Origin of the sequence: Gluconobacter albidus, assembly GCF_002723915.1 — a bacterium.
Classification (GTDB): Bacteria; Pseudomonadota; Alphaproteobacteria; order Acetobacterales; family Acetobacteraceae; genus Gluconobacter; species Gluconobacter albidus.
Genome location: NZ_BEWL01000008.1, coordinates 70,914 through 92,481, shown reverse-complemented (window position 1 = coordinate 92,481; position 21,568 = coordinate 70,914). Strand labels below are relative to the sequence as shown.

Genomic DNA, 21,568 nt, shown 5'->3' with positions numbered 1-21,568 from the left:
TGACGCGGAATACCGGAGTGGCGATGACGGACGTTGTGGTGGTCGAGAGCCCGGCAAAGGCCAAGACGATCAACAAGTATCTGGGAAGCGGATATACCGTGCTCGCTTCATTCGGACATGTGCGGGATCTGCCGCCCAAGGACGGAAGCGTGCGCCCGGACGAGAACTTTGCCATGAGCTGGCAGACGGATGAACGCGGCGCAAAGCAGATCTCCGCCATCACGAAGGCGCTGAAGGGGGCGAAAAACCTCTATCTCGCCACTGACCCGGATCGCGAAGGCGAAGCGATTTCGTGGCATGTCCGCAGCGTTCTGGAAGAAAAGAAGCTTCTGAAGAACGTGGACGTCCATCGCGTCACCTTCAACGAAATCACCAAATCGGCCGTCACGGCGGCGATGGCGGCCCCGCGTGAGCTGGACCGCCCGCTGATCGACGCCTATCTGGCCCGCCGCGCGCTGGATTATCTGGTGGGCTTCACGCTGTCTCCCGTCCTGTGGCGCAAGCTGCCGGGCAGCCGGAGTGCCGGGCGTGTGCAGTCAGTGGCGCTGCGTCTGATCTGTGAGCGCGAAGCCGAAATCGAGGTTTTCCGCCCCAAGGAATACTGGACCGTCACCGGCGGCTTCACGACGCCCGGCAAGGCCGCTTTTCAGGCCCGTCTGACGCATCTGAAGGGTGAAAAACTCGACCAGTTCGACCTGAACAACGAACAGCTGGCATTCGGAGCGCGCGATACGGTTCTGGGCGGCCAGTTCACGGTCCGCTCTGTCGAGCGCAAGCGCACCAAGCGCAATCCACCGCCGCCATTCACGACGTCGACCCTTCAGCAGGAGGCCTCCCGCAAGCTCGGCATGAGCGCACAAACGACGATGCGCACGGCGCAGCAGCTTTACGAAGGTGTGGATCTGCGCGGCGAAACCACCGGTCTGATCACCTATATGCGAACCGACGGTGTGACGATGGCAAAGGAAGCCATCGGATCCATCCGCGGGCATATCGGCAAGGCGTTCGGGGACGACTATGTGCCGGATTCCCCGCGGGCCTATTCCACCAAGGCCAAGAATGCGCAGGAGGCCCATGAGGCCATCCGCCCGACGGATGTTTTCCTGACGCCCCAGGACGTCGCTCATGCGCTGACACCCGAACAGAAAAAGCTGTACGACCTGATCTGGAAGCGCTCCGTCGCCTCGCAGATGCAGTCGGCGGAACTGGATCAGGTCGCAGTGACGCTGGCTGATGCCAGCGGTCAGACGCTTCTGCGCGCCACGGGCTCGACCATCGCATTCGACGGCTTTCTCAAGCTCTATATCGAAGGCCGGGACGACACCAAGGTCGAGGACGAAGACGGTAAGCTCCTGCCACCGATGAAGGAAGGCGATCGCCTGACGACCGGCGCCGTGGATGCCGAACAGCATTTCACCCAGCCGCCTCCGCGTTATTCGGAAGCCTCGCTCGTCAAGAAAATGGAAGAGATCGGCATTGGCCGTCCCTCGACCTATGCCTCCATTCTGGGCGTGCTGCGGGACCGCAATTACGTGCGGCTGGATGCACGGCGCTTTATTCCCGAAGACCGTGGACGGCTGGTCACGGCGTTCCTGACGTCCTTCTTCGAGCGCTATGTGGATTCGGGCTTCACGGCCTCACTTGAAGAACAGCTTGACGACATTTCGGGCGGCCGTGCCGACTGGCACGACGTCATGGCAGCGTTCTGGCATGATTTCTCCGCTGCCGTGGCGCAGACCAAGGACCTGAAAATCTCGGACGTCATCGACGCTCTGGACGAGGACCTCGGGCCGCATTTCTTCCCGCCCCGCCCCGATGGCGGCGATCCACGCGTCTGCACGTCCTGCGGAACCGGGAGGCTGGGCCTGCGGCTTGGCAAGTTCGGCGCGTTCATCGGCTGTTCGAATTATCCGACCTGCCAGTTCACCCGCCGTCTGGTGGCCGAGGAAGGCGATACCGAAGGTCTGAATGACGGCCCGAAAGTTCTGGGACAGGACCCGGACACCGGCGAGGATATCTCGATCCGTCGCGGGCCGTACGGGCTCTACATCCAGCGCGGCGAACCCAATCCCGAGGACAAGAAGGCCAAGCCCAAGCGGACGACCATTCCCAAGGGCCTCGATGGCAACACCATGACCATAGAACAGGCGCTGGGCCTGCTCTCCCTGCCGCGTCTGGTCGGCCTTCACCCCGAAACGGGCGAGAAGATCGAGGCTGGCCTTGGTCGGTTCGGGCCCTATGTGAAGATGGGGGCCATCTACGGCACGCTCGACAAGGACGACGACGTCCTGACCGTCGGGCTGAACCGGGCCGTGGATTCGCTGGCAAAAAAGCTCGCCTCCATCCGCAATCTGGGACCACACCCCAAGGACGGAGAAGCGGTCATGATCCGCAAGGGGCGGTTCGGCCCCTACGCCCAGCATGGTCAGCTGATCGCCAACCTGCCGAAGGGGCAGGACATGGAGGAGGTCACGCTCGATGAAGCGGTGGCGCTTCTGGCGGAAAAGGGCAAACCCCTGAAAGGCGGCGCAAAAAAAACTTCCGCGAAAAAAGCGGCTCCGAAAACGGCAAAGGCCAAGAAAGCCGTTGCGTCTTCGGAAGAAGGCGAGGCCGCTCCGAAGACGGTAACGAAGCGTATCCCGGCCAAATCTGCCACAAAGACGAAAACCACAACGCCGCGGAAGCGTAAGACTGTTTCCGACACGTCGTCGGAAGACTGAAAACAGATCGGGTCGGCAGTGTTGCCAGATGGCACTGCCGACCCCAGATTTGATCTGGCAAGTCTTTACCGTGGCTGAAGTTTGTGGCGTGGTCGCGTTACGGGAGCAGCCTTCTTTTGCCGTCCCGTCTCCAAGGACCCCGTCTTGCGTCATGCCGCCCGCCCTGTGACCTTTTTCATGCCGCGCAGCCGCAAGGCGGCATGTCGTGTGGCGCTGTGTCTGGCGTTCTGCATCTTCGTCCTTGCCCTCCACAGCCGTCGGGCGGAAGCTCAGGCACCGACCGGGGCCGGACCGGATGCCGCCCGTCCTGTCGAAGCCACCCCTGCTCCCGCCACGTCAACGGCCGTGCCTCCTGCTGCGCCAGTACCTCCCGTTTTTTCGGCATCCATCACGCGGGACGTTCTGATCGCAGCTCTCGGTTTTCTGGAGCCGCGAACGCTGGAAGCCCATTCCGCGCGGGATTTCTGCGTCTGGGGGCTGGATGGTCTGACCGCCATCGACCCGACCCTGTCCGTCACGGTCACACAGCCCACGACCGCGGCACCTGCGGTCGTCCATGCCCCCGGAACGGCCACCGCAGCTGACAAACCCGTCGATGCGCCCCTCCCTGCGACACTGAGCGTTCTTCAGGGGCAGACAGTGCTCTTCAGCCGGGCCCTGCCTGCTGCGGGCAGTCACTCCGCCTGGGCGGATCTGGTTACCGCAGCGATGCAGGCGGCCTGGCAGCATTCCTCCACATTGCGGGACGCGGGGTCAGATGCGCTGTTGCAGGGGTTCTTTGACGAGCTGTTCAATCATCTCGACCCCTATTCCCGCTATCTTGGCCCCTCCCCCGCGACGTCGGACCGGACACGGCGCACGGGCAGCACGGGGACGGTAGGGCTGAGCCTCGGACAGAGCGGACGAACCATCGTGATTACGGCCGTCAACGCCAACGGTCCGGCCTGGGAAGCGGGTGTTGATACGGGCGAGCATCTGGTCTCCGTCAATGGACGCTCCACGCATGGTCAGGATGCCGCAACCGTTCAGGACTGGCTGGAGGGAGACGAGCACAGCTCCGTCACGCTGGGGATCGCGGCGAAGGGACACCGTCCCACGGCCTACAGGCTGCAACGGGTGCAGGTTCCACCGGAAACCGTGTTTGCATCTACCGAGGGCCCCTTCACCGTTCTGCGCGTCTCGTCCTTCTCGACCCAGACGGCCGAGGAAATCAGCCAGTATATCGACCAGGTCGTGGACGAACCGACCCCGGACGCTCCCACTCCAGCGCCGGGGAAAGGCAAGGCTGCGGGCATCATTCTCGATCTGCGCGGCGATCGCGGTGGCGTCCTGCAACAGGCCGTGACCACTGCGGCCCTCCTGCTGGATCATGGCGTCGCCGTAACCACGCAGGGCCGGAATCCTCTGGCCAACCATATCTGGGCCGTTCAGGGCGGGGACATGACCAACGGAACCCCCGTGGTCGTCCTCGTGGACGGACGGACGGCCAGCGCGGCCGAGATTCTCGCTTCCGCACTGGCGGATCACCGGCGCGCCGTCGTGATCGGGAGCGAGACGCTGGGCAAGGGGCTCGTGCAGGTGATCGGCCAGATGCCGAATGGCGGCGAACTGTTCGTGACGTGGAGTCGCAACCAGGCTCCGCTGGGCTGGCCAATCCAGGGGCTGGGCGTGATGCCGCAGATCTGCACGTCCCTTGGGGCGGAGGCGCTTCAGGCGCAGCTTTCCGCCCTGAAAGCGGGAAACAGCCTTCAGGGCGAGGCCGTACAGATGGCACGGGGCGCCCGCTATCCGGTTCCGGTTGCGAAAATCCTCGAGATCCGCAAGCACTGTCCGGCCGCCATCGGCTCGGACGCCGATATGGACGCAGCAAAGGCGCTGCTGTCTTCCCCTGCCGCTTACAAGGCGGCTCTGGAGTCTGTTCCCGACGAGAACAGCGCGCCCCTCCACTAACCTTGCAGGACGAACGGAAACGGTCATGGGCGCACGATTGAAAACAGGGCTTTGGATACGAGCTGTCCTGCGCCGTATTTCCTCGGATGGAACCTCTGCCATGGTTCTGAAAAAGGGAGACGAGGATGCCGGTGCGGTCCTGATCGTCCTGACGGACCGTTCGGGCGGGACCGGCGTGCTGCGGGAGGACGGATCGGGCTGGACCCGCGTGGATGCCACTGATGCCGCCAGCGTGGACGCCTATCTGGAGCGGCAGAAACAGTATGATCCTGATCTGTGGATCATCGAGCTTGAGATGCGCGACGTCTCCCAGCCCATCGAGCGGACCCTCGGATCGCGCAGGCTCGATCTGGACGAAGAGGCGTAAACTGTGGGAGTGAAGACACAGCACATGGCGAACCTGCCATAAAGAAAACTGCATGATGCGGCATTGTGCCGTGTGATGCGTTGCCATCGTCCGAGCTTTCGGCAAGAACACACACGGTAAGGTTGGCAGATTTGGCTGGTTGGAGAAAAATGGACATGACGCACCGATCCGTTGTCAGGACCTGGCTGACCCGTGCCGGGTTCACTGCAGGCGTTTCGATGCTTGTCACCGGGCTTGTCATGGAAGCCGCAACCGCACAGCCCGTCAAAGGGCTGTATGTTGCAGGTGAGGGCGGTGCGAGCTTCAACCAGGACCAGACGGCCCGCCTGTCACCTGTCTTTCCGAGTGGACGTGACCACTATCAGGCCGGCGTGACCGGAATCGGCAGTCTGGGATACGGCCTCGGGAACGGATTCCGTGTCGAGGTCGAGGGCAACTACCGCAACAACCGTCTGCAGCAGTTCCGCTCCAGCACCTTCCCGTCTTCTGTCGGCGGGCGTCAGCAGGGCTATGGCGTCATGGCCAATGCGCTGTTCGACATGGATATCGGCAAATCCTGGGTCTTCCCGTATTTCGGCGCTGGTATCGGCTATGGCTGGCAGGCGATGAACACCTATGTTCATGCTCCGAACGGCGCCTTCGACCAGCATGTGGGCGGCACGGCCGGAAACTTTGCCTATCAGGGCATTTTCGGCCTGTCCTTCCCCGTTCCCTGGGTCGTGGGTCTGTCGGCCACAGCGGAATACCGCTTTTACACGCTGATGGGGCCGAACGGGCACCATGCCACGGCGACCGGGATTTATGGGGGCTGGGACAAGACGAAGGAATTCGGCGTGTCCAGCGGCAACCGCGACACAAGAACAGACTTCAACCATTCGCTGATGCTGGGTCTGCGTTACGAGTTCAATCCGGCTCCGCCGCCGCCGAAGCCTGTTGAAGCCCCAATGCCGATTCCGGGACCGGCTCCCACCCGCACCTATCTGGTGTTCTTCGACTGGGATTCGGCCACGCTGAGCACACGGGCGAAGGCTGTGGTTGCAGCCGCCGCGCGCAATTCCACGTCCGTTCAGGTCACCCATATCGAAGTCAGTGGCTATACCGACAGTTCGGCGGCCCATCCGGGACATCGGGGCGAAGCCTACAACATGGCGCTGTCCCAGCGTCGTGCCAGCGCCGTCAAGGAAGAGCTGGTACGAGACGGCGTGGCTGCGGGCATGATCACGACACAGGGTTTTGGCGAGAATCATCCGCTGGTGGTCACGGCCGCCAATACGCGCGAGCCGCAGAACCGGCGCGTGGAAATCGACTTCAAGTAAGACCTGCGAACAGGTCCTGCTTGCCAGTCAACCGGCGGCTTCCTGTGGAGCCGCCGGTTTTTTTTGTGTCTGTCAGGCATGAAAAAGGGCGGAGAGAATTCTCCCCGCCCTGTTCCGGTCCATCCAGAAATGGATCTCTTATTTCTTGCGGCGCGTCGTGTGACGAACGGAAGCCTTCTTGGCTGGTGCCTTGGTCGGTGTAGGGGCAACGACTGCGGGCGGCTTTGCGACAACCACACCGGTTGCATCGACCGTGGCGTGGATCGTCAGATGCTCGCGCTTTTGACCGCCACCGGGGATCAGCTCGGCCGTGAACGAATCCGTTCCGGCATAAGCCGTGGCGGGCGTGTAGTCCACATAGGTCTTGCCGTCATAATTGTAGAGGAAAGCCTTGCCATGTGTCGGCGGGGGATTGACGCCGAAGGACGCATAATTGCCTCCCATCGGCTTCTGGATGGCGATGGAGCACAGTCCGTCATCGCTGCGGACCGTCATGTCCACGCTCATCGTGCCATCGGCAGCCTTCTTGACGGCGGAGACGTGGCAGACGGCGGATGCCCGCTGGTAACCGAAAGGATTCGGAGCCACGGAACGCTGAACGATCGGCTGCTGGGCACAGCCGGAGAGAAGCAGGGACACGGCAAGTGCCGAACCCAGGGTAATGGCAGAACCTCGCAGACGCACGGTCAACTCCAACGCATCGTGACAGGACAGGCCGCGTTTCCGCAGCAGACAGACGTTCGCATGTAGAGCAGGACGGCACGGCGCGAAAGGCTGCATCCTGATGCTCCGGCCTTTTTGACGGTATTTTGTGCCACAGGGCCGATAAATTGGCGCCAAGAGGCATGGCGCCCCTTTTCTGCCATGAAATCATGTTTCGGATGAAGGGCTTGCCGCACGTTCCTCAGACGCAGAATCAGCTTTCGCCGGGGGTCGACCGCAGGTAGTCTGTTCCAGTGGTTGTGGCCGGTCGATCCGGTCTTGTGGAGTCTGTCAATGCCGTCGATCTTCCGTCGTTCCGTCAAGGGCCTGCTTGCTGCCGGGCTTTCCTGCGCTACGCTTGCTGCCGTTCATCCCCTGTCCGCCCGCGCTGCGGACTGCGGCAACTCGCCTGCCCATGAGGCTTTCGATGTGGCCGGCCTGAAGTCCGAACTGATGGTGACGGCGCTGTCGTGCAAGGCGCAGGATCGCTACAATGCCTTCGTCAACAAGTTCCGTCCTGCCCTGCTGAATGCGGACGAGCGCCTGAACAGCTATTTCCGCACGACCTATGGCCGTCGCGCGCAGGTCGAGCATGACGACTACATCACGCAGCTTGCCGACATCCAGTCGCTCGGCGGACTGAAATCCGGCACGGTGTTCTGTCAGCAGCGCGAGGCGATGTTCGACGAGATCAATGCTCTCGAAAGCTCTGCCGACCTGGCCCATTACGCCGAAGCCAAGGATGTGGCCCAGCCTGCCTCCTATGAGAGCTGTGAAGCCCCGGCGACAGTGGATCGCCATTCCCGCAAGGGCGTAACGAAAAATACCGCAACACGCCGTACGAACCGCGCCTGAGAGCCTGTTCTGAAGCCAACGGTCGCCCTGCCCCGAAGCGTTTGCTTGACGTTCCGTAGCGGGGCGGCGACAACGCAGACATGAGCGATCTGTTCGAGTCAGGCAAGACAGGCAAACCCAAGACCGGAACGTCCCGCAAGGGGCCGGTCGATACGGAATATGGTGCCCACGACATCGAGGTGCTGGAGGGGCTTGAGCCTGTCCGGCGCCGGCCGGGCATGTATATCGGCGGGACGGATGATACCGCGTATCATCACCTCGCCTCCGAAATTCTCGACAATGCGATGGACGAAGCGGTGGCGGGTCATGCCACCACCATCGACGTGCGGCTGGAAGGCCCGCGCACGCTCATGGTGCGCGACAACGGCCGTGGCATCCCGACCGACCCTCATCCGAAATTTCCAGAAAAATCCGCACTTGAGGTGATTTTCACCACGCTGCATGCGGGCGGAAAATTCTCGGGCAAGGCCTATGACACCTCCGGCGGCCTGCATGGCGTAGGCAGTTCAGTGGTCAATGCGCTATCCGAGAAGCTGGAAGTCGAGGTCGCGCGGGACAGGACGCTGTACCGGCAGGACTTCATGCGCGGTGTCTCGCTGGCCCCACTGGCGGAAGTCGGCAACGCGCCTAACCGGCGCGGCACGACGGTGCGGTTCACGCCCGATCCGGAAATCTTCGGCAACCATCATTTCTCCCCGGCCCGGCTCTACCGGATGTGCTGCTCCAAGGCTGCCCTGTTCCGGGGGGTGACGATCCAGTGGAAATGCGAACCCTCCCTCATCAAGGCGGGCGACGAGACACCAGTCGAGGCCACCATCCAATTCCCCAACGGACTGGAAGATGCCCTTTCCGCGGAACTCGGGCCGGATCCGGATCTGCTGACACCGCTCTGGGCAGGAGACGTGGACCTTCCGGTTGCCGCCGACGGCCGCACGGGTGGGCGCGTGGAATGGGCTGTGGCTTTCCTCGAGAGCGGAACGGCGACGCTGTCCTCGTTCTGCAACACGATTCCCACGCCTCAGGGCGGCACGCATGAAGCCGGGTTCCGCGCGGCTCTGGTGAAGGGGCTGCGGGCCTGGGGCGATCAGCGGAAGGTCAAGCGGGCTGCTGCGATTTCGGCCGAGGACGTGCTGGGATCCGTAGCCGCCAAGCTCTCGGTCTTCGTGCGCGACCCGCAGTTCCAGGGTCAGACCAAGGACAAACTGACCTCGCAGGAGGCCTCACGGCTGGTCGAGGGGGCGCTGCGCGACCGCGTGGACCACTGGCTCGGCGGTAATCCGCAACAGGCAGACAGCCTGCTGGCCTTCATGGTGGAGCGTGCGGAAGAGCGCCTGCGCCGCCGCGAGGTCAAGGATACGGCCCGCAAGAGCGCCACGCGCAAGCTGCGTCTGCCGGGCAAGCTGACGGACTGCACGCGTGAAAATGCGGCGGAGACGGAGCTCTTTCTCGTGGAAGGCGAATCGGCTGGCGGGTCCGCCCGTCAGGCGCGCGACCGCGAGACGCAGGCCGTGCTGCCGCTGCGGGGCAAGATCCTCAACGTGGCCTCCGCCACGACCGACAAGCTGCGGGCCAATCAGGAACTTCGGGATCTGACGGAAGCTCTGGGCTGCGGCATCGGGGCGTCGTTCGATATCAGCCGCCTGCGCTATGGTCGTGTCATCATCATGACGGATGCCGACGTGGACGGGGCGCATATCGCGTCGCTTCTGATGACGTTCTTCTATCGCGAAATGCCCGAACTGATCCGTCAGGGGCATCTGCATCTGGCCCAGCCTCCGCTCTATCGCATCACGCATGGACCAAAGACGGTCTATGCCATGAACGATCAGGACCGGCTGCGGCGGATCAAGACCGATTTCAAGGCCAATGCGAAGGTCGAGGTCTCCCGGTTCAAGGGTCTGGGCGAGATGCCGGTGAAGGATCTCAAGGAAACGACCATGGACCCGGCCCGGCGGACGCTTCTGCGCGTCATCACGCCGCCCGAGGACCGTCTGACGACCAGCGAGCGTGTGGAAAGCCTGATGGGCCGCAAGCCGGAGCTGCGGTTCCGCTTCATTCAGGAACACGCCCGCTCCGTTGACGAGCTTGACGTCTGAGCGTGTCGTCACCGGCCAGCTCCACGGAGTCTCATAGCCAGCTCAAGGCCGTCGGATGTCTGATCGGGGGAATTTCCTCCTTTCAGATCGGCGCAACGCTGGCGAAAGGACTGTTCCCGCTGTTCGGTCCGACCGGCATGGTGGGGCTGCGCGTCTGTCTGGCAGCTGTGATCCTGCTGTGCATCTGGCGCCCGACACGCGGTACGCTGACGGTCGAACGGCTGAAGCTCCTGCTGCCTTACGGGGCCGCCGTTGCGATCATGAATTTCTGCTTTTACGTGGCGCTGGTCCGGCTGCCTCTGGGTGTCGTCGTTGCTCTTGAGTTCACCGGCCCCCTGACGCTGGCGCTGGTCGGCTCCCGCCGCTGGCTGGATCTGTGCTGGGCTGGGCTTGTGGTTGCGGGGCTGTTCCTGCTGCTGCGCCCCGAAGGACCGACAGCAGGTCTGGCGTCGCTCAACCTGTTCGGCGTGGCGGCGGCCCTTCTGAGCGGGTGCGGCTGGGTGGTCTATATCCTGACCGGCACGCGGATGGGGAAAATGTTCCCCGCACCCGTCGCCACGACACTGGGCATGAGCACGGCGGCCATCCTGCTTCTGCCCTGCCTGATCCCGACGATCCCGACGGTCCTGACCCACCCCTGGCAGGGCGGGGCGGCGCTGAGCGTGGCGGTCCTCTCTTCGGCGGTGCCGTATATTCTGGACATGATGGCGATGCGGACCCTGAGCCCGCGCGATCTGGGGATCCTGCTGAGCATGGAGCCGATGCTGGGCGCTCTGTCAGGATTCGTGTTTCTGCATGAGGCCCTGTCCGCAATGCGCTGGATGGGCGTACTGTGCATTGCTGCTGCCTCGGCGGGGAATGTGCTGACCGGACGGCAGAAATCCCTGCACTGACGCAATGCGGGCCCTATAATCGGCTGAAAACAGACAGAAATATAGGGTCGGGACGTATTTCGCGCTCTTGACCGGTAGGGGATGCGGGCGCCAGATGCGGGCGTCATGTCCCGCCTCTTTCCCCCTTCGAACCGACGCTCCGGTTTGCCTGCGCTGGCAGTCATCGCCGTGGTTCTTCTGGGGTTTCTGGGGCAGCTCGTTCTTCAAGGATGTTCCTATCCCGAAGAAAGTCCCCGGGCGACGATCGAGCGCCTGACGGGCATCGACATTGCACCTTCCCCCATGGTGATGATGGAGCACATGTCCGGGCCGATGCCCGGCATGACCGCTGGACATCAGCATCATCACCATTCGCATGACGGCACCTGCCCGCTTTGTCCCCTGTTACAGCTTCTGGCGGTCATTCTGGCCAGCCTGCCTGTATTGCCAACCTGTGGGACCCCAGGACGTCAGATCCGCCAGACACCCGGTGCGCCGCGTGCGCCTCCCGCGATCTGGCGGCTGCTTCCCCCATCCCGAGGGCCACCTCGCCTCTTCTGAATCCCATTGTGGTCATGGCGGAGGACGAAGGGACCTGCAGTCTGTCTTTTTCGGGACAGGCCTGCGGGGCGTGATCCGCTGTGACTGGATTTCAGATCAGTCGAGGATGTGGATCATGTTCCCCCTTTTCAGTATGCGTACGGGCGCAAACGCAGGTCATGCGCGCCCGTGCCTGACGGCCATCATTTTTACCCTGAGCACCTTTTCAGCGGCGTCTGCACAGGATGCCCTCTCTCCGCCGGACTCCGTCGAATCCGCCAAGGCCGAACAGTTGCGTGTCATCGGCGTACACCAGCCCCAGACGACCAGCGCGGATACGGCGCATCTTCTGGACCATGCACTCGGTTACAGCACCTATTCCGCAGGTGGTGTCTCCGCCCTGCCAGTCCTGAACGGTATGGCCGACGACCGGGTGGCGACGCTCGTGGACGGGATGCGGATTGATGCCGCCTGTCCGAACCATATGAATCCCGCCATGTCCTACGTCGATCCAGACAGCGTCTCGCGTGCGGTAGCGATTGCGGGGATCACGCCCGTGAGTCTGGGCGGAGACAGCATCGGAGGAACCGTGGAGATCGAGCGCAAGGACCCGCTATTTGCCAAAACGGGCGATATTCTTGTGACGGGGCATGTTCGTGGCGATTACCGCAGCAATGGCGGCGGCTCGGGGGCTTCGGGGTCTTTGACGGTCGCCAATGACATGTTCAGCCTGCGCTATACGGCGTCCTATTCCCATGCCAGCGACTATCAGGCAGGCGGGAGCGGGAAACAGGTGCGGTCCACCGAGTATCTGAGCTTCAACCATGCCGTGACGCTGGGCGTGAAGAAGGCCAACCATCTTCTGGCCCTGACCTTCGGTCAGCAGGACATCCCCTATGAGGGCTTTCCCAACCAGTACATGGACATGACCAATAACCGCTCCACCTTCGTGAACGGCAAGTACAAGGGCGACTTCGACTGGGGCACGCTCGATGTGCGCGGCTCCTGGCAGCGGGTGACGCATGTCATGGACATGCTTTCGGACAAGGGCGGTCACAGCGCGACCACGGGTATGCCGATGAATACGGATGCGCGGACGGCGACCTATGCGATCAAGGCGACCATTCCGCTCGGGCTGAAGCACACGCTCAAGCTGGGCAGCTCCTTCGACCATAACGGACTGAACGACTGGTGGCCGCCGCTTCAGGGCAGCATGATGATGGGGCCGAGCACCTATCACAACATCAATAACGGCCATCGGGACCGGCTGGGTCATTTCGCGGAATGGGACGCGCAGTGGCTACCCCGCTTTTCCACACAGCTCGGATTTCGCAACGATCTGGTGATGATGAATACGGGCAAGGTCGCGCCCTATTCCTGGACCGGGATGATGTCCATGGCCGATGCGATGGCGGCGGAGCGGTTCAACCAGGCGTCACGCGGGCGCACGGACGTCAATTTCGACGTGACCGCGACGGGCCGCTGGAAGCCACTGGACAGCCTGTCCATCGAAGGGGGTTATGCCCGCAAGACGCGCTCGCCAAACCTCTATGAGCGTTATGCCTGGGGCATGGGCAGCATGGCGACGCGGATGATCGGCTGGTTTGGCGATGGCAACGGCTATGTGGGGAACCTGAACCTGTCGCCCGAGGTCGCGAATACGGCCAGTGTCACAGTGGACTGGCATGATCCGAACCCGACCCAGCACTGGGATCTGAAGATCCAGCCGTTTTATACCTATACGCACAATTACATTAACGTCCGACGGTTGAGCAGCTTCTCGAACGGCCTGTCGATGCTGGGTTTCGTCAATCACAACGCCCAGAGCTATGGCATCAATGCCTTAGGCTCCGTGCGTCTGTGGGACAGGACGGCTTATGGACGGGGCGAGCTGGTCGGGAACATCAACTGGGTGCGCGGTGTGGATCTGGTGACGCATTCGGGCCTGTATCACCAGATGCCTGCGAATGGCCTGATCGGGCTGCACGAGACCTATGAGAACTGGACAGGTCGCGTCGAGGTGACGCTCGTGAAATCCAAGGACACCGTGGACTGGCTACGCAACGAGCCCCGCACGCCCGGCTATGCTCTGCTGGGGCTTGGGGGGAGCTATCGCTGGCGGTATTTCACGCTCAATGCCGAACTCGCGAACGTGCTGAACCAGCGATATTACCTGCCGCTGGGCGGCCTCTCGCTGGGGGATTACGACGCTACGGGTGTTCTGGGGCCGTTGCCGGGAATGGGGCGGTCTTTTAACATGAACCTGACCGCCGCATTCTAAGGAGAGTCGGGAGCGTCAGACGCTCTCGGCAACCCAGTTCCGGGTCTTTGTCGCAAGGCCAATGCCCGGATTGAAGCAGTTGCACGGATCGAGGCTGCGGTAATGGGCGACCATCTCGTCCGGCGCCTTGTAGAGATGCCCGACATTGTGTTCCGCCGGATAGCGCGCGCCGCGGGCGTCCAGTCCGGGGAGCATGTCGTGCTCCACCTGCATGGCGTTGTAGCCCTTTTTGATCACGTAATCCTGGTGCATCACGTGGCAGAAGAAATGACCGTAATAGAGTTTGACGATGATCTTGTCCTCGATCTCCTTCGGCAGAACCTCGAACCACTCACGATCATTGCGGCGCAGGGCGACATCGAGCGCCACGATGTCTTCGGCCGTTTTCGTGTGGATTGCGCGGTACCGCACGGCAGCACCGGCCGCGGCAAAGCGGTGCAGGAAGGCAAGCTTGCCTTCTTCGGGCGTACATTCGAAGAAAGCGCCCCCCGTGCCTGAGGCCCACTGTTCCAGATAGGTCCGAACGGGCGCGGTCATGGGGGCCGAGACCTTGAGCATCAGGTGATGCTCGAAACGGTCACGGTACTCGCACATGCGCCGGGGAAGCTGCTTCGGCAGGAAGTGGCTGAGGACCTGCATCGCCAGATCGCTGAAATGATCGGACAGGAACGGCAGTTTCTGCGCGAAAACGTCGAAGCGGGACTTCATCGAGAAGAATTTCGGCAGGTATTTCGTGCCGAAATAGCGGATGACCGCAAACGTGTCCTTACCGTATTTCTCGGCGATGTCGAACGCATCACGGTGCAGGTACTCACCGGCGATCGGCAGTTCGTCAAAATGGGTCAGGGCATGACGGCGCAGGTCTTCAAGATCGGACGTGCTGTTCGTCCCGATATAGAACACGGCCGGGTTTTTGTTCGCCTCGAATGTGTCCAGGCGGACCGCAAACACGACCAGCTTGCCCGCGCATCCCGCAGCTTCATACCAGCGGTTGGGATCGGCATTGAACCGGGCGGGCGTATTGGCATCCACGTCCCGGACATGGGTGGCGTAATTTTCGTCGTGACCGCGTCCGGCGTTCCAGTCGATGGCGGCTTCGGGAAGCTGTCCGGCCTGCACGGCGGCGAGGATCTGTTCCGGGTTGCCGTCCAGACGGATGCCGAGATGATTGACGAGATGCAGTTTGCCGTCCGGACCCATCTGGCCGAACAGCGCCATTTCGGTGAAGGCGGGACCACGCTGGACCAGCGCACCGCCGGAATTGTTGCTGACACCGCCCAGAACCGACGCACCGATACAGGACGACCCGATCACGGAATGCGGTTCGCGGCCAATGGCAGCGAGTTTGTCTTCCAGATCATGCAGGGTGGAACCGGGCAGACACACGACCTGCCGCCCCTCGCCAATCAGGTGGATGCCGTCCAGACGGTTTGTGCTGATGATGACCACGCCCCGGTCATAGTCGTTGCCATCAGGGGTGGAGCCGCCCGTCAGGCCCGTATTGGCGGCCTGCATGATGATGATCCGACCGGACTCAGCGCAGAGCTTCGCGGCACGCCACAATTCGACAAGGCTGCCCGGCTGAAGCACCGCCACCACGTCTCCCATGCCGAAACGGAACCCCTTGCGGAAGCGATAGGTCGCCGAAGGTGTCGTCAGGACATGTCGCGCCCCGAGAATGGCGCGGAGAGAGTGGATAAGCGAGGCATCGCTGACTTCTGAGCTGGCCTCGGAACTGCCTTGTAGTGACGCTGACATTCTGTTGTCTTTCCTGTCGGCAAAGTGATCGCCGCTGGTCCTAACATGGGGCTGCAAGAAACCACTCTTCAACCCTGCGTGTTATTTTACGCGCCCAAAGAGGCGTTCAAGTTCCCGTCGTGTCAGTCTGAGCCATGTGGGCCGTCCATGCGAGCAGGTATTGGCGCGCGGCGTACGTTCCATCTCCCGCAGCAGGGCATCCATTTCTTCAGGCTTGAGACGACGACCTGCGCGGATACTTCCATGACAGGCCATGCGCGCGAGAATGGCATCCAGATGATGTGCGAAACTTCCCGTACTGGCGGCATCCAGATCCGGATCGCTGGCCAGTTCGTCAGCGACGTCCTTCAGGAGGCCCTGAATGTCCTGCGCGCCCAGAAGGGCCGGAACCGACCGCAGCAGCACACTGCCGGGGCCGAAGGATTCGAGGTCGATCCCGAGTCTGGCCAGATCCTCCGCCCGTGCCATAAGGGCCTCGGCCTCGCGGCGGGGCAGATCTACCACTTCGGGCAGGAGGAGGGCCTGCGCACGCAGGGTGCCGCCGCTCGCGTATTGTTCGCGCAGACGCTCATGGGTCAGGCGTTCATGGGCCGCATGCTGGTCCACGAGGATCAGGTCACCATCGGGCGCAAGCGCGAGAATGTAGGTGTCGAAAACCTGCGCGATGGACGCGCCGAGCGGGAACGCCGGATCGAGCGCCTCGGGCTGCTGCGGGGCGCGGGCGGCGGGAGCGAAAGCGGGGTCCGTTTCCGCGAAACCCTGACGGGGCGCGGCCTGCGGGGTTTGGGGTGCACGCTCAGATCCTGACGTCGAGGCTGGGGGCAGGCTGGCCTGCAACGGCAGCGCCGGCATCGTCTCGCGCAGTTCCGGAGGCCGGATTTCTGGTGACCGGGGCGGATAGACGATGGAAGACCGCGGGGCGAAACTCGCATGGATGCCGCCGCCGCCCTTCGAGCCATGCCCCAGAGCCCGCCCCAGACCGCCGATGACGAGGGAGCGGATTTCGGCTTCATCGGCGAAGCGCAGTTCCGTCTTGGCGGGATGGACGTTCACGTCCAGCCGTTCCAGCGGCACTTTCAGATGAAGCGCCATGACCGGGAAGCGCCCGCGTTCGATGACGGGACGATAGGCCACGCGAATGGCGGTGCGGAGCATCGGGTCCGTCACCGGGCGGTTGTTGACCAGAATAAACTGCCCCGATCCGGTCGCCCGGGTCCGGGCCGGACCACAGGCAAAACCCGACAGGCGCACCGCACCGCGCTGTTCGTCGAGCGGGATCAGCGTATCGGGTGTGGTCTCGAGGATGGACGCCGCACGACTGATCGGGCTTTGTTCGGGCAGATCGAACAGGACCTTGTCGTCCAGCAGGACACGCATGGCGCAATGGGGCGCGGACAGGGCCAGCCGCCGCATGACGGACTCGGCATGCCCGCTCTCGACACGCGCGCTCTTGAGGAACTTGCGGCGCGCCGGGGTGGCAAAGAACAGGTCCGTCACAACGATGCGCGTGCCGACCGGGCCGGAGGCGGGCTGTGGCGGGGTGATGACGCCGCCATCAACGCGGATGCACCAGGCGGTGTCGGCATCGGGCGTGCGGGACGTGATGGAAAGCCGCGCGCTGGCGCCGATGGAGGGCAGCGCCTCGCCCCGGAACCCGAGCGTCCGGATCTGGACGAGATGGTCGTCCTGAAGTTTGGAAGTGCAGTGCCTCTCGACAGCCAGTTCCAGCTCAAGCGGGCTCATGCCGCAGCCATTATCCGTAACGTCGATCCGGTCCGTCCCGCCTGCACGCAGCGCGACCACGATGCGGGTTGCGCCGGAATCAATGGCGTTTTCGACCAGTTCCTTCAGCGCGGCGGCCGGACGTTCGATGACCTCGCCCGCTGCGATCAGGTCGATCACATGACCGGACAAGCGACGGATTGTTGGGCGGCTTGGGGGGCGGGGAAAGGACGGGGCCTCGGTCACGATGCCTCCTCATCGTCCGGACTGGAGCCGGACGGCAGACAGGGCCGTTCCTTCTGCCCCGTCAGGGAGCGGAAGGAACGGGCATACTCAGAGAACGCCGAGGAAGGCTTTCTTCTTGCGGACCGTCGGGGTGGCGCCCGTTGCGGGGTTGCGGCCCAGAGCCGAGTTCTCGCGGATACGACGATTTTCGCCGTCACCATCGACGACGGACCCGGCATTGCCGCCTTTCCAGAACATCAGGTTGTCCACGAAACCGGCGTCTGCCGCGCCGAGTTCGGCATTGTTCGGCGCATTGGCGGACTTGTCCACCTGTCCGACCAGTGCGGTCTGCCCCGTGCTGCCTTTACCGGAGTCCGGATGCAGGGCCGTGTCCGGCGAGAGCGTTTCGAGCGCCTGCATGCGCGGGCTTTCGTCCGGGCGATGGGCATCCGCCGCGCCGGGGAGCTGCATCTGCTCGGAAGGCGGCATGGAGAGCGGCGCGCGGGTTGTGACGGTGTACTCGTCGGGCATGGCCCGTTCGAGACCGATCGCGCGGGAGACATCGGCGCCCGAGCAGCCCGAAAGCAGCAGGCCGACGGAAGCCATGGCACCCATCTGGACACTGAGACGGGCAACGAAAAGACGGTTACGACGCATGGAGGGCCCCTGGGACGCGATCATGATTGGAACACTCCTACAGTTCACACGGCGCGGGAGCAAGGCCGGACCGGGACGTGGGAACAAGTTCCGCCAGCGTATCACTTCGTGTTCGAAGCTCTGGCGGCCTGACGTTCGGCGAGAAGGGAGTCGATCAGCCAGACGGCCACACCGCAGACGATCCCGGAATCCGCGACGTTGAAGACATACCATGACCAGCCGAAAGCATGGGCATGCAGGAAATCCACGACCGCGCCATAGCGCAAACGGTCAATGACATTGCCAATGGCGCCCCCGGCGATCGCGCCACACGACGCCGCCACCAGCGTGCGCTTCGTACGCATCAGCGTCCAGACCAGAAGCCCCACCGCGATCAGCGAGACAGCGCAGAAGATCCAGGGCCCCCGGCTGCCCAGACCGCCGAACATGCCGAAAGTTACGGCATGGTTCCAGACCATCGTGAAGTTCAGGAACGGCAGGATCTCGACCGAGCCGCGATCCGGCAGGTGATAGGCATACAGGATCCAGTCCTTGCTGGCCTGATCCAGAACAAGGACCAGAAGCAGCAGAACGAAGCCCAGAACCATGCGCCCCGTGCGGCTCATACCGTCATGCCACAGGGACATCAGGCGCTCACCACGTCGATGCAGCGGCGGCACAGGGCAGGATGTTCGGCATTTTCGCCAACTTCCGGCAGGACTTTCCAGCAGCGGGCGCATTTATGGCCCGGCGCACGTTCGACCTGCGGGCCGCCATGGGCCATGTCGCCCGGCAGCAGCTCGGTTTCGGCATGGGACGTGATGAGAAGTTCGGCCCAGTCCAGCCCCCCCAGAATTCCGGCTTCTTCCTGCGACAGCGGCAGCGTGACGCTGGCTTCGAGTGAGGAGCCGATCGTGCCGTCACGGCGGGCCGTTTCCAGCTCGGTCGTGACAAGGCGGCGATAGGCGCGGATGTCTTCCCAGCGGTTGCCGAGTTCGGGGTCGTTCCATTCAACGTCCGGCTCAAAGAACTGCGCAAGATGCACGCTGTCGTTCTCGCCGAAACGGGCCTGCCAGGCTTCTTCCGCCGTGAAGACGAGAACAGGGGCCAGCCAGGTGCAGAGCGCGCGGTGCAGGACGTCCAGAACCGTGCGGGCCGCGCGGCGCGTCGGATCGGATTTGGCGTCGCAGTAGATCGCGTCCTTGCGGATGTCGAAATAGAACGCCGAGAGGTCGGTGGTGCAGAACCCGTGCAGCGCCGGATACACACCCACCCACTGATGCGTTTCGACCGCGCTGGAGATCAGGCCGCGTAGTTCCGAAAGGCGGTGCAGGATATACTGCTCCAGCGGCGGCAGATCGGCATAAGACACGGCTTCTTCAGGCGTGAAGCCATCAAGCGCGCCGAGGAGCCAGCGCAGCGTGTTGCGCAGGCGGCGGTAGAGCTCGCCCTGCTGCTTGAGGATTTCCTGCCCGATGCGAAGGTCTTCGTTCGTGTCGGAGTTCAGGACCCACAGACGCAGAATATCCGCGCCGAGACTGTCCGTCACGTCAGACGGGGCCACGACATTGCCCAGCGACTTGGACATCTTGCGGCCCTGCTCGTCCATGACGAAGCCGTTGGTCACGAGTGCCTTGTAGGGCGCAACGCCCATCGTGCCGACGCTTTCCAGCAGGGAGGACTGGAACCAGCCGCGATGCTGGTCGGAGCCTTCAAGGTAGACATCGGCGGGGAAGTTCAGCCCCTCCTGCCCCAGATCGAAGCGATGGGACGAGCCGCTTTCGAACCAGACATCCACAATGTCGAAGACCTGTTCGTAATCGGCGGCATTGCGATCGGCGCCAAGGAACACGGCCGGATCGGCTTCATACCAGACATCGGCACCTTTCTCGCGGAAGGCGTCGACGATACGCTGCATGACGACGGCATCGCGCAGGACCTCGCCGGTGCGCTTCTCGACGAACACCGCGATCGGCACGCCCCAGGCGCGCTGGCGGGAGATGCACCAGTCGGGGCGCTGTTCGATCATCGACGTGAGACGGCGGCGTGCCGCTTCGGGGACGAAGGTGACGTTATCCAGCGCGCTGAGGGATTTTTCGCGCAGCTTTGTCTCGCCATCCATCGCGATGAACCACTGCGGCGTCGCCCGGAAAATGATCGGGGCTCTGGAGCGCCAGGAATGCGGGTAAGAGTGACGGACGGAGCCGCGGGCCATAAGGCCGGTGGCGGGTGCGTCGTCATGTTCGGCGGACTGGCGGGCTTCCGTCAGCAGGTCGCAGACCGGATCGGCGGCCTTGAAGACGTGAATGCCGGCCAGATGCGGAACCCACGGCGCGTAACGGCCGTCGTCTTCCACCAGTTCGGGGACTTCGATGCCGTACTGGCGACAGAGTGCAAAGTCGTCCTGACCGTGCGACGGCGCCATGTGGACGAGGCCCGTACCGGCATCGGTCGTGACGAACTCGCCCGGCAGCATCGGCACGTCATATTCATACCCACGGCCACGCAGCGGATGGGCGCAGACCGCGCCCTCGAGCGCGGTGCCCGGAAGGGTGTAGAGCGTATGATGGGCGGTGATGCCCGCTTCCGTGCAGAAGGACTCAACACGGTCTTCGGCCACCAGCAGCTTTGCGCCCTGTGGAACGATGCTGTTTTCGTTTGTCTCGTCGATGCGCAGGACGACATAGGTGATGTCCGGGCCGTAAGCGAGCGCGCGGTTGGCCGGGATGGTCCAGGGCGTGGTCGTCCAGATGACGGCCGAGACGCCACTCAGGGCGTGGGCGGGCGTCGGGTCCTTGATGACCGGGAAGGCCACGAAGATCGTGGTGGAGTCGATATCGTGGTATTCGATCTCGGCTTCGGCCAGGGCGGTCTTCTCGACCGGGCTCCACATGACTGGGCGCAGGCCGCGATAGAGGCTGCCATTGAGCAGGAACTTGCCGATTTCATCGACGATCTTGGCTTCGGAGCTGAAGTCCATCGTCACATAGCGGTTGGCCCATTCGGCCTGTACGCCGATGCGCTTGAAGTCTTCAGCCTGTTTCTGGACCCATTCGGCAGCGTACTGGCGGCACTCGGCGCGGAACTGGAGCAGCGGCACCTGGTCCTTGTCCTTGCCGGCCTTGCGATACTGCTCCTCGATCCGCCATTCGATCGGCAGGCCATGACAGTCCCAGCCCGGAAGATAACGGACCTCGTAACCCGACATGCGATGGGCGCGGTTGACCACGTCCTTCATCACCTTGTTCAGGGCGTGTCCGATATGAATGTGACCGTTGGCGTAGGGGGGGCCGTCGTGAAGCGTGAAGACGGGACGTCCCTTCCCGGCTTCGCGGATCCGGTCGTCCAGCCCCATCGCAGCCCAGCGGGCGAGCGTCTCGGGCTCGCGCTTGGGCAGGCCGCCACGCATCGGAAAGCCGGTGCGGGGAAGGAACACGGTATCGCGGTAGCGGTCCTGCTGTTCCTTGAATGCGGCGACGGAAGGATCGGGGATCTTGTCGGACATGATGGACGGGCCAGTTTCGGTCA

15 protein-coding genes are annotated in these 21,568 nt (G+C 63.2%); 9 read left to right on the top strand and 6 right to left on the bottom strand.

Annotated elements, in window-relative coordinates:
- Window positions 1-23: 23 nt before the first annotated feature.
- From topA to GAL01_RS10465, 4 genes are all read left to right on the top strand, one after another.
- A complete protein-coding gene (gene topA / locus GAL01_RS10480) occupies window positions 24-2,720 on the top strand; it encodes a type I DNA topoisomerase (RefSeq protein ID WP_062030737.1) in 2,697 nt (898 codons plus the stop codon).
- Window positions 2,721-2,864: 144 nt separating this feature from the next.
- Complete coding sequence (locus GAL01_RS10475; RefSeq protein WP_082790741.1) at window positions 2,865-4,670, top strand: S41 family peptidase; 1,806 nt, start codon at window positions 2,865-2,867, stop codon at window positions 4,668-4,670.
- Between the two features lie 25 nt (window positions 4,671-4,695).
- The gene (locus tag GAL01_RS10470) at window positions 4,696-5,037 is read left to right on the top strand and encodes a DUF1491 family protein (RefSeq protein WP_062030730.1); all 342 of its coding nucleotides are present in this window, start codon (window positions 4,696-4,698) and stop codon (window positions 5,035-5,037) included.
- 155 nt (window positions 5,038-5,192) lie between these two features.
- Window positions 5,193-6,353 (top strand): OmpA family protein, encoded by a 1,161-nt coding sequence (locus GAL01_RS10465; RefSeq protein ID WP_062030786.1) that lies wholly within the window; start codon window positions 5,193-5,195, stop codon window positions 6,351-6,353.
- A gap of 138 nt (window positions 6,354-6,491) precedes the next feature.
- Here GAL01_RS10465 and GAL01_RS10460 read toward each other — a convergent pair whose 3' ends face one another.
- The gene (locus GAL01_RS10460; protein WP_231865373.1) at window positions 6,492-7,133 is read right to left on the bottom strand and encodes an Ig-like domain-containing protein; all 642 of its coding nucleotides are present in this window, start codon (window positions 7,131-7,133) and stop codon (window positions 6,492-6,494) included.
- 216 nt (window positions 7,134-7,349) lie between these two features.
- Here GAL01_RS10460 and GAL01_RS10455 point away from each other — a divergent pair, with 216 nt between their 5' ends.
- The 5 genes from GAL01_RS10455 (at window position 7,350) to GAL01_RS10435 (ending at window position 13,699) form a co-directional block, all read left to right on the top strand.
- Window positions 7,350-7,910 carry a hypothetical protein gene (locus GAL01_RS10455; RefSeq protein ID WP_062030726.1) on the top strand — a complete coding sequence of 187 codons (561 nt, stop codon included), beginning with the start codon at window positions 7,350-7,352 and terminating at the stop codon, window positions 7,908-7,910.
- An 80-nt stretch (window positions 7,911-7,990) separates the two neighbouring features.
- Window positions 7,991-10,006 (top strand): DNA topoisomerase IV subunit B, encoded by a 2,016-nt coding sequence (parE, locus tag GAL01_RS10450; RefSeq protein ID WP_062030723.1) that lies wholly within the window; start codon window positions 7,991-7,993, stop codon window positions 10,004-10,006.
- A 2-nt stretch (window positions 10,007-10,008) separates the two neighbouring features.
- On the top strand, window positions 10,009-10,899 hold the full coding sequence (locus tag GAL01_RS10445) for an EamA family transporter (protein WP_062030719.1): 891 nt from the start codon (window positions 10,009-10,011) through the stop codon (window positions 10,897-10,899).
- A gap of 105 nt (window positions 10,900-11,004) precedes the next feature.
- On the top strand, window positions 11,005-11,439 hold the full coding sequence (locus GAL01_RS10440; RefSeq protein ID WP_062030782.1) for a DUF2946 family protein: 435 nt from the start codon (window positions 11,005-11,007) through the stop codon (window positions 11,437-11,439).
- Window positions 11,440-11,554: 115 nt separating this feature from the next.
- Entirely contained in the window at window positions 11,555-13,699 is a 2,145-nt protein-coding gene (locus GAL01_RS10435) for a TonB-dependent receptor (protein WP_099253244.1), read from the top strand.
- A 15-nt stretch (window positions 13,700-13,714) separates the two neighbouring features.
- On the opposite strand, the gene dld is transcribed toward GAL01_RS10435, so the two are convergent.
- The 5 genes from dld to ileS form a co-directional block, all read right to left on the bottom strand.
- Entirely contained in the window at window positions 13,715-15,457 is a 1,743-nt protein-coding gene (gene dld / locus GAL01_RS10430) for a D-lactate dehydrogenase (RefSeq protein ID WP_062030716.1), read from the bottom strand.
- Window positions 15,458-15,538: 81 nt separating this feature from the next.
- Entirely contained in the window at window positions 15,539-17,425 is a 1,887-nt protein-coding gene (gene mutL, locus GAL01_RS10425; RefSeq protein ID WP_082790740.1) for a DNA mismatch repair endonuclease MutL, read from the bottom strand.
- An 87-nt stretch (window positions 17,426-17,512) separates the two neighbouring features.
- Complete coding sequence (locus tag GAL01_RS10420; RefSeq protein WP_062030712.1) at window positions 17,513-18,085, bottom strand: DUF3035 domain-containing protein; 573 nt, start codon at window positions 18,083-18,085, stop codon at window positions 17,513-17,515.
- Between the two features lie 77 nt (window positions 18,086-18,162).
- Window positions 18,163-18,687 (bottom strand): signal peptidase II, encoded by a 525-nt coding sequence (gene lspA, locus GAL01_RS10415; protein WP_082790739.1) that lies wholly within the window; start codon window positions 18,685-18,687, stop codon window positions 18,163-18,165.
- Window positions 18,687-21,545 (bottom strand): isoleucine--tRNA ligase, encoded by a 2,859-nt coding sequence (ileS, locus tag GAL01_RS10410; protein WP_062030708.1) that lies wholly within the window; start codon window positions 21,543-21,545, stop codon window positions 18,687-18,689. Before ileS ends, lspA begins: the two co-directional genes overlap by 1 nt.
- Between the last annotated feature and the right edge of the window lie 23 nt (window positions 21,546-21,568).

Bases quoted from the DNA above. Each gene is read 5' to 3' on its own strand.
- topA (WP_062030737.1), top strand. From the start codon at position 24: ATGACGGACGTTGTGGTGGTCGAGAGCCCGGCAAAGGCCAAGACGATC.
- GAL01_RS10470 (WP_062030730.1), top strand. From the start codon at position 4,696: ATGGGCGCACGATTGAAAACAGGGCTTTGGATACGAGCTGTCCTGCGC.
- GAL01_RS10465 (WP_062030786.1), top strand. From the start codon at position 5,193: ATGACGCACCGATCCGTTGTCAGGACCTGGCTGACCCGTGCCGGGTTC.
- GAL01_RS10460 (WP_231865373.1), bottom strand. From the start codon at position 7,133: ATGCAGCCTTTCGCGCCGTGCCGTCCTGCTCTACATGCGAACGTCTGT.
- GAL01_RS10455 (WP_062030726.1), top strand. From the start codon at position 7,350: ATGCCGTCGATCTTCCGTCGTTCCGTCAAGGGCCTGCTTGCTGCCGGG.
- parE (WP_062030723.1), top strand. From the start codon at position 7,991: ATGAGCGATCTGTTCGAGTCAGGCAAGACAGGCAAACCCAAGACCGGA.
- GAL01_RS10440 (WP_062030782.1), top strand. From the start codon at position 11,005: ATGTCCCGCCTCTTTCCCCCTTCGAACCGACGCTCCGGTTTGCCTGCG.
- GAL01_RS10435 (WP_099253244.1), top strand. From the start codon at position 11,555: ATGTTCCCCCTTTTCAGTATGCGTACGGGCGCAAACGCAGGTCATGCG.
- dld (WP_062030716.1), bottom strand. From the start codon at position 15,457: ATGTCAGCGTCACTACAAGGCAGTTCCGAGGCCAGCTCAGAAGTCAGC.
- GAL01_RS10420 (WP_062030712.1), bottom strand. From the start codon at position 18,085: ATGATCGCGTCCCAGGGGCCCTCCATGCGTCGTAACCGTCTTTTCGTT.
- lspA (WP_082790739.1), bottom strand. From the start codon at position 18,687: ATGTCCCTGTGGCATGACGGTATGAGCCGCACGGGGCGCATGGTTCTG.
- ileS (WP_062030708.1), bottom strand. From the start codon at position 21,545: ATGTCCGACAAGATCCCCGATCCTTCCGTCGCCGCATTCAAGGAACAG.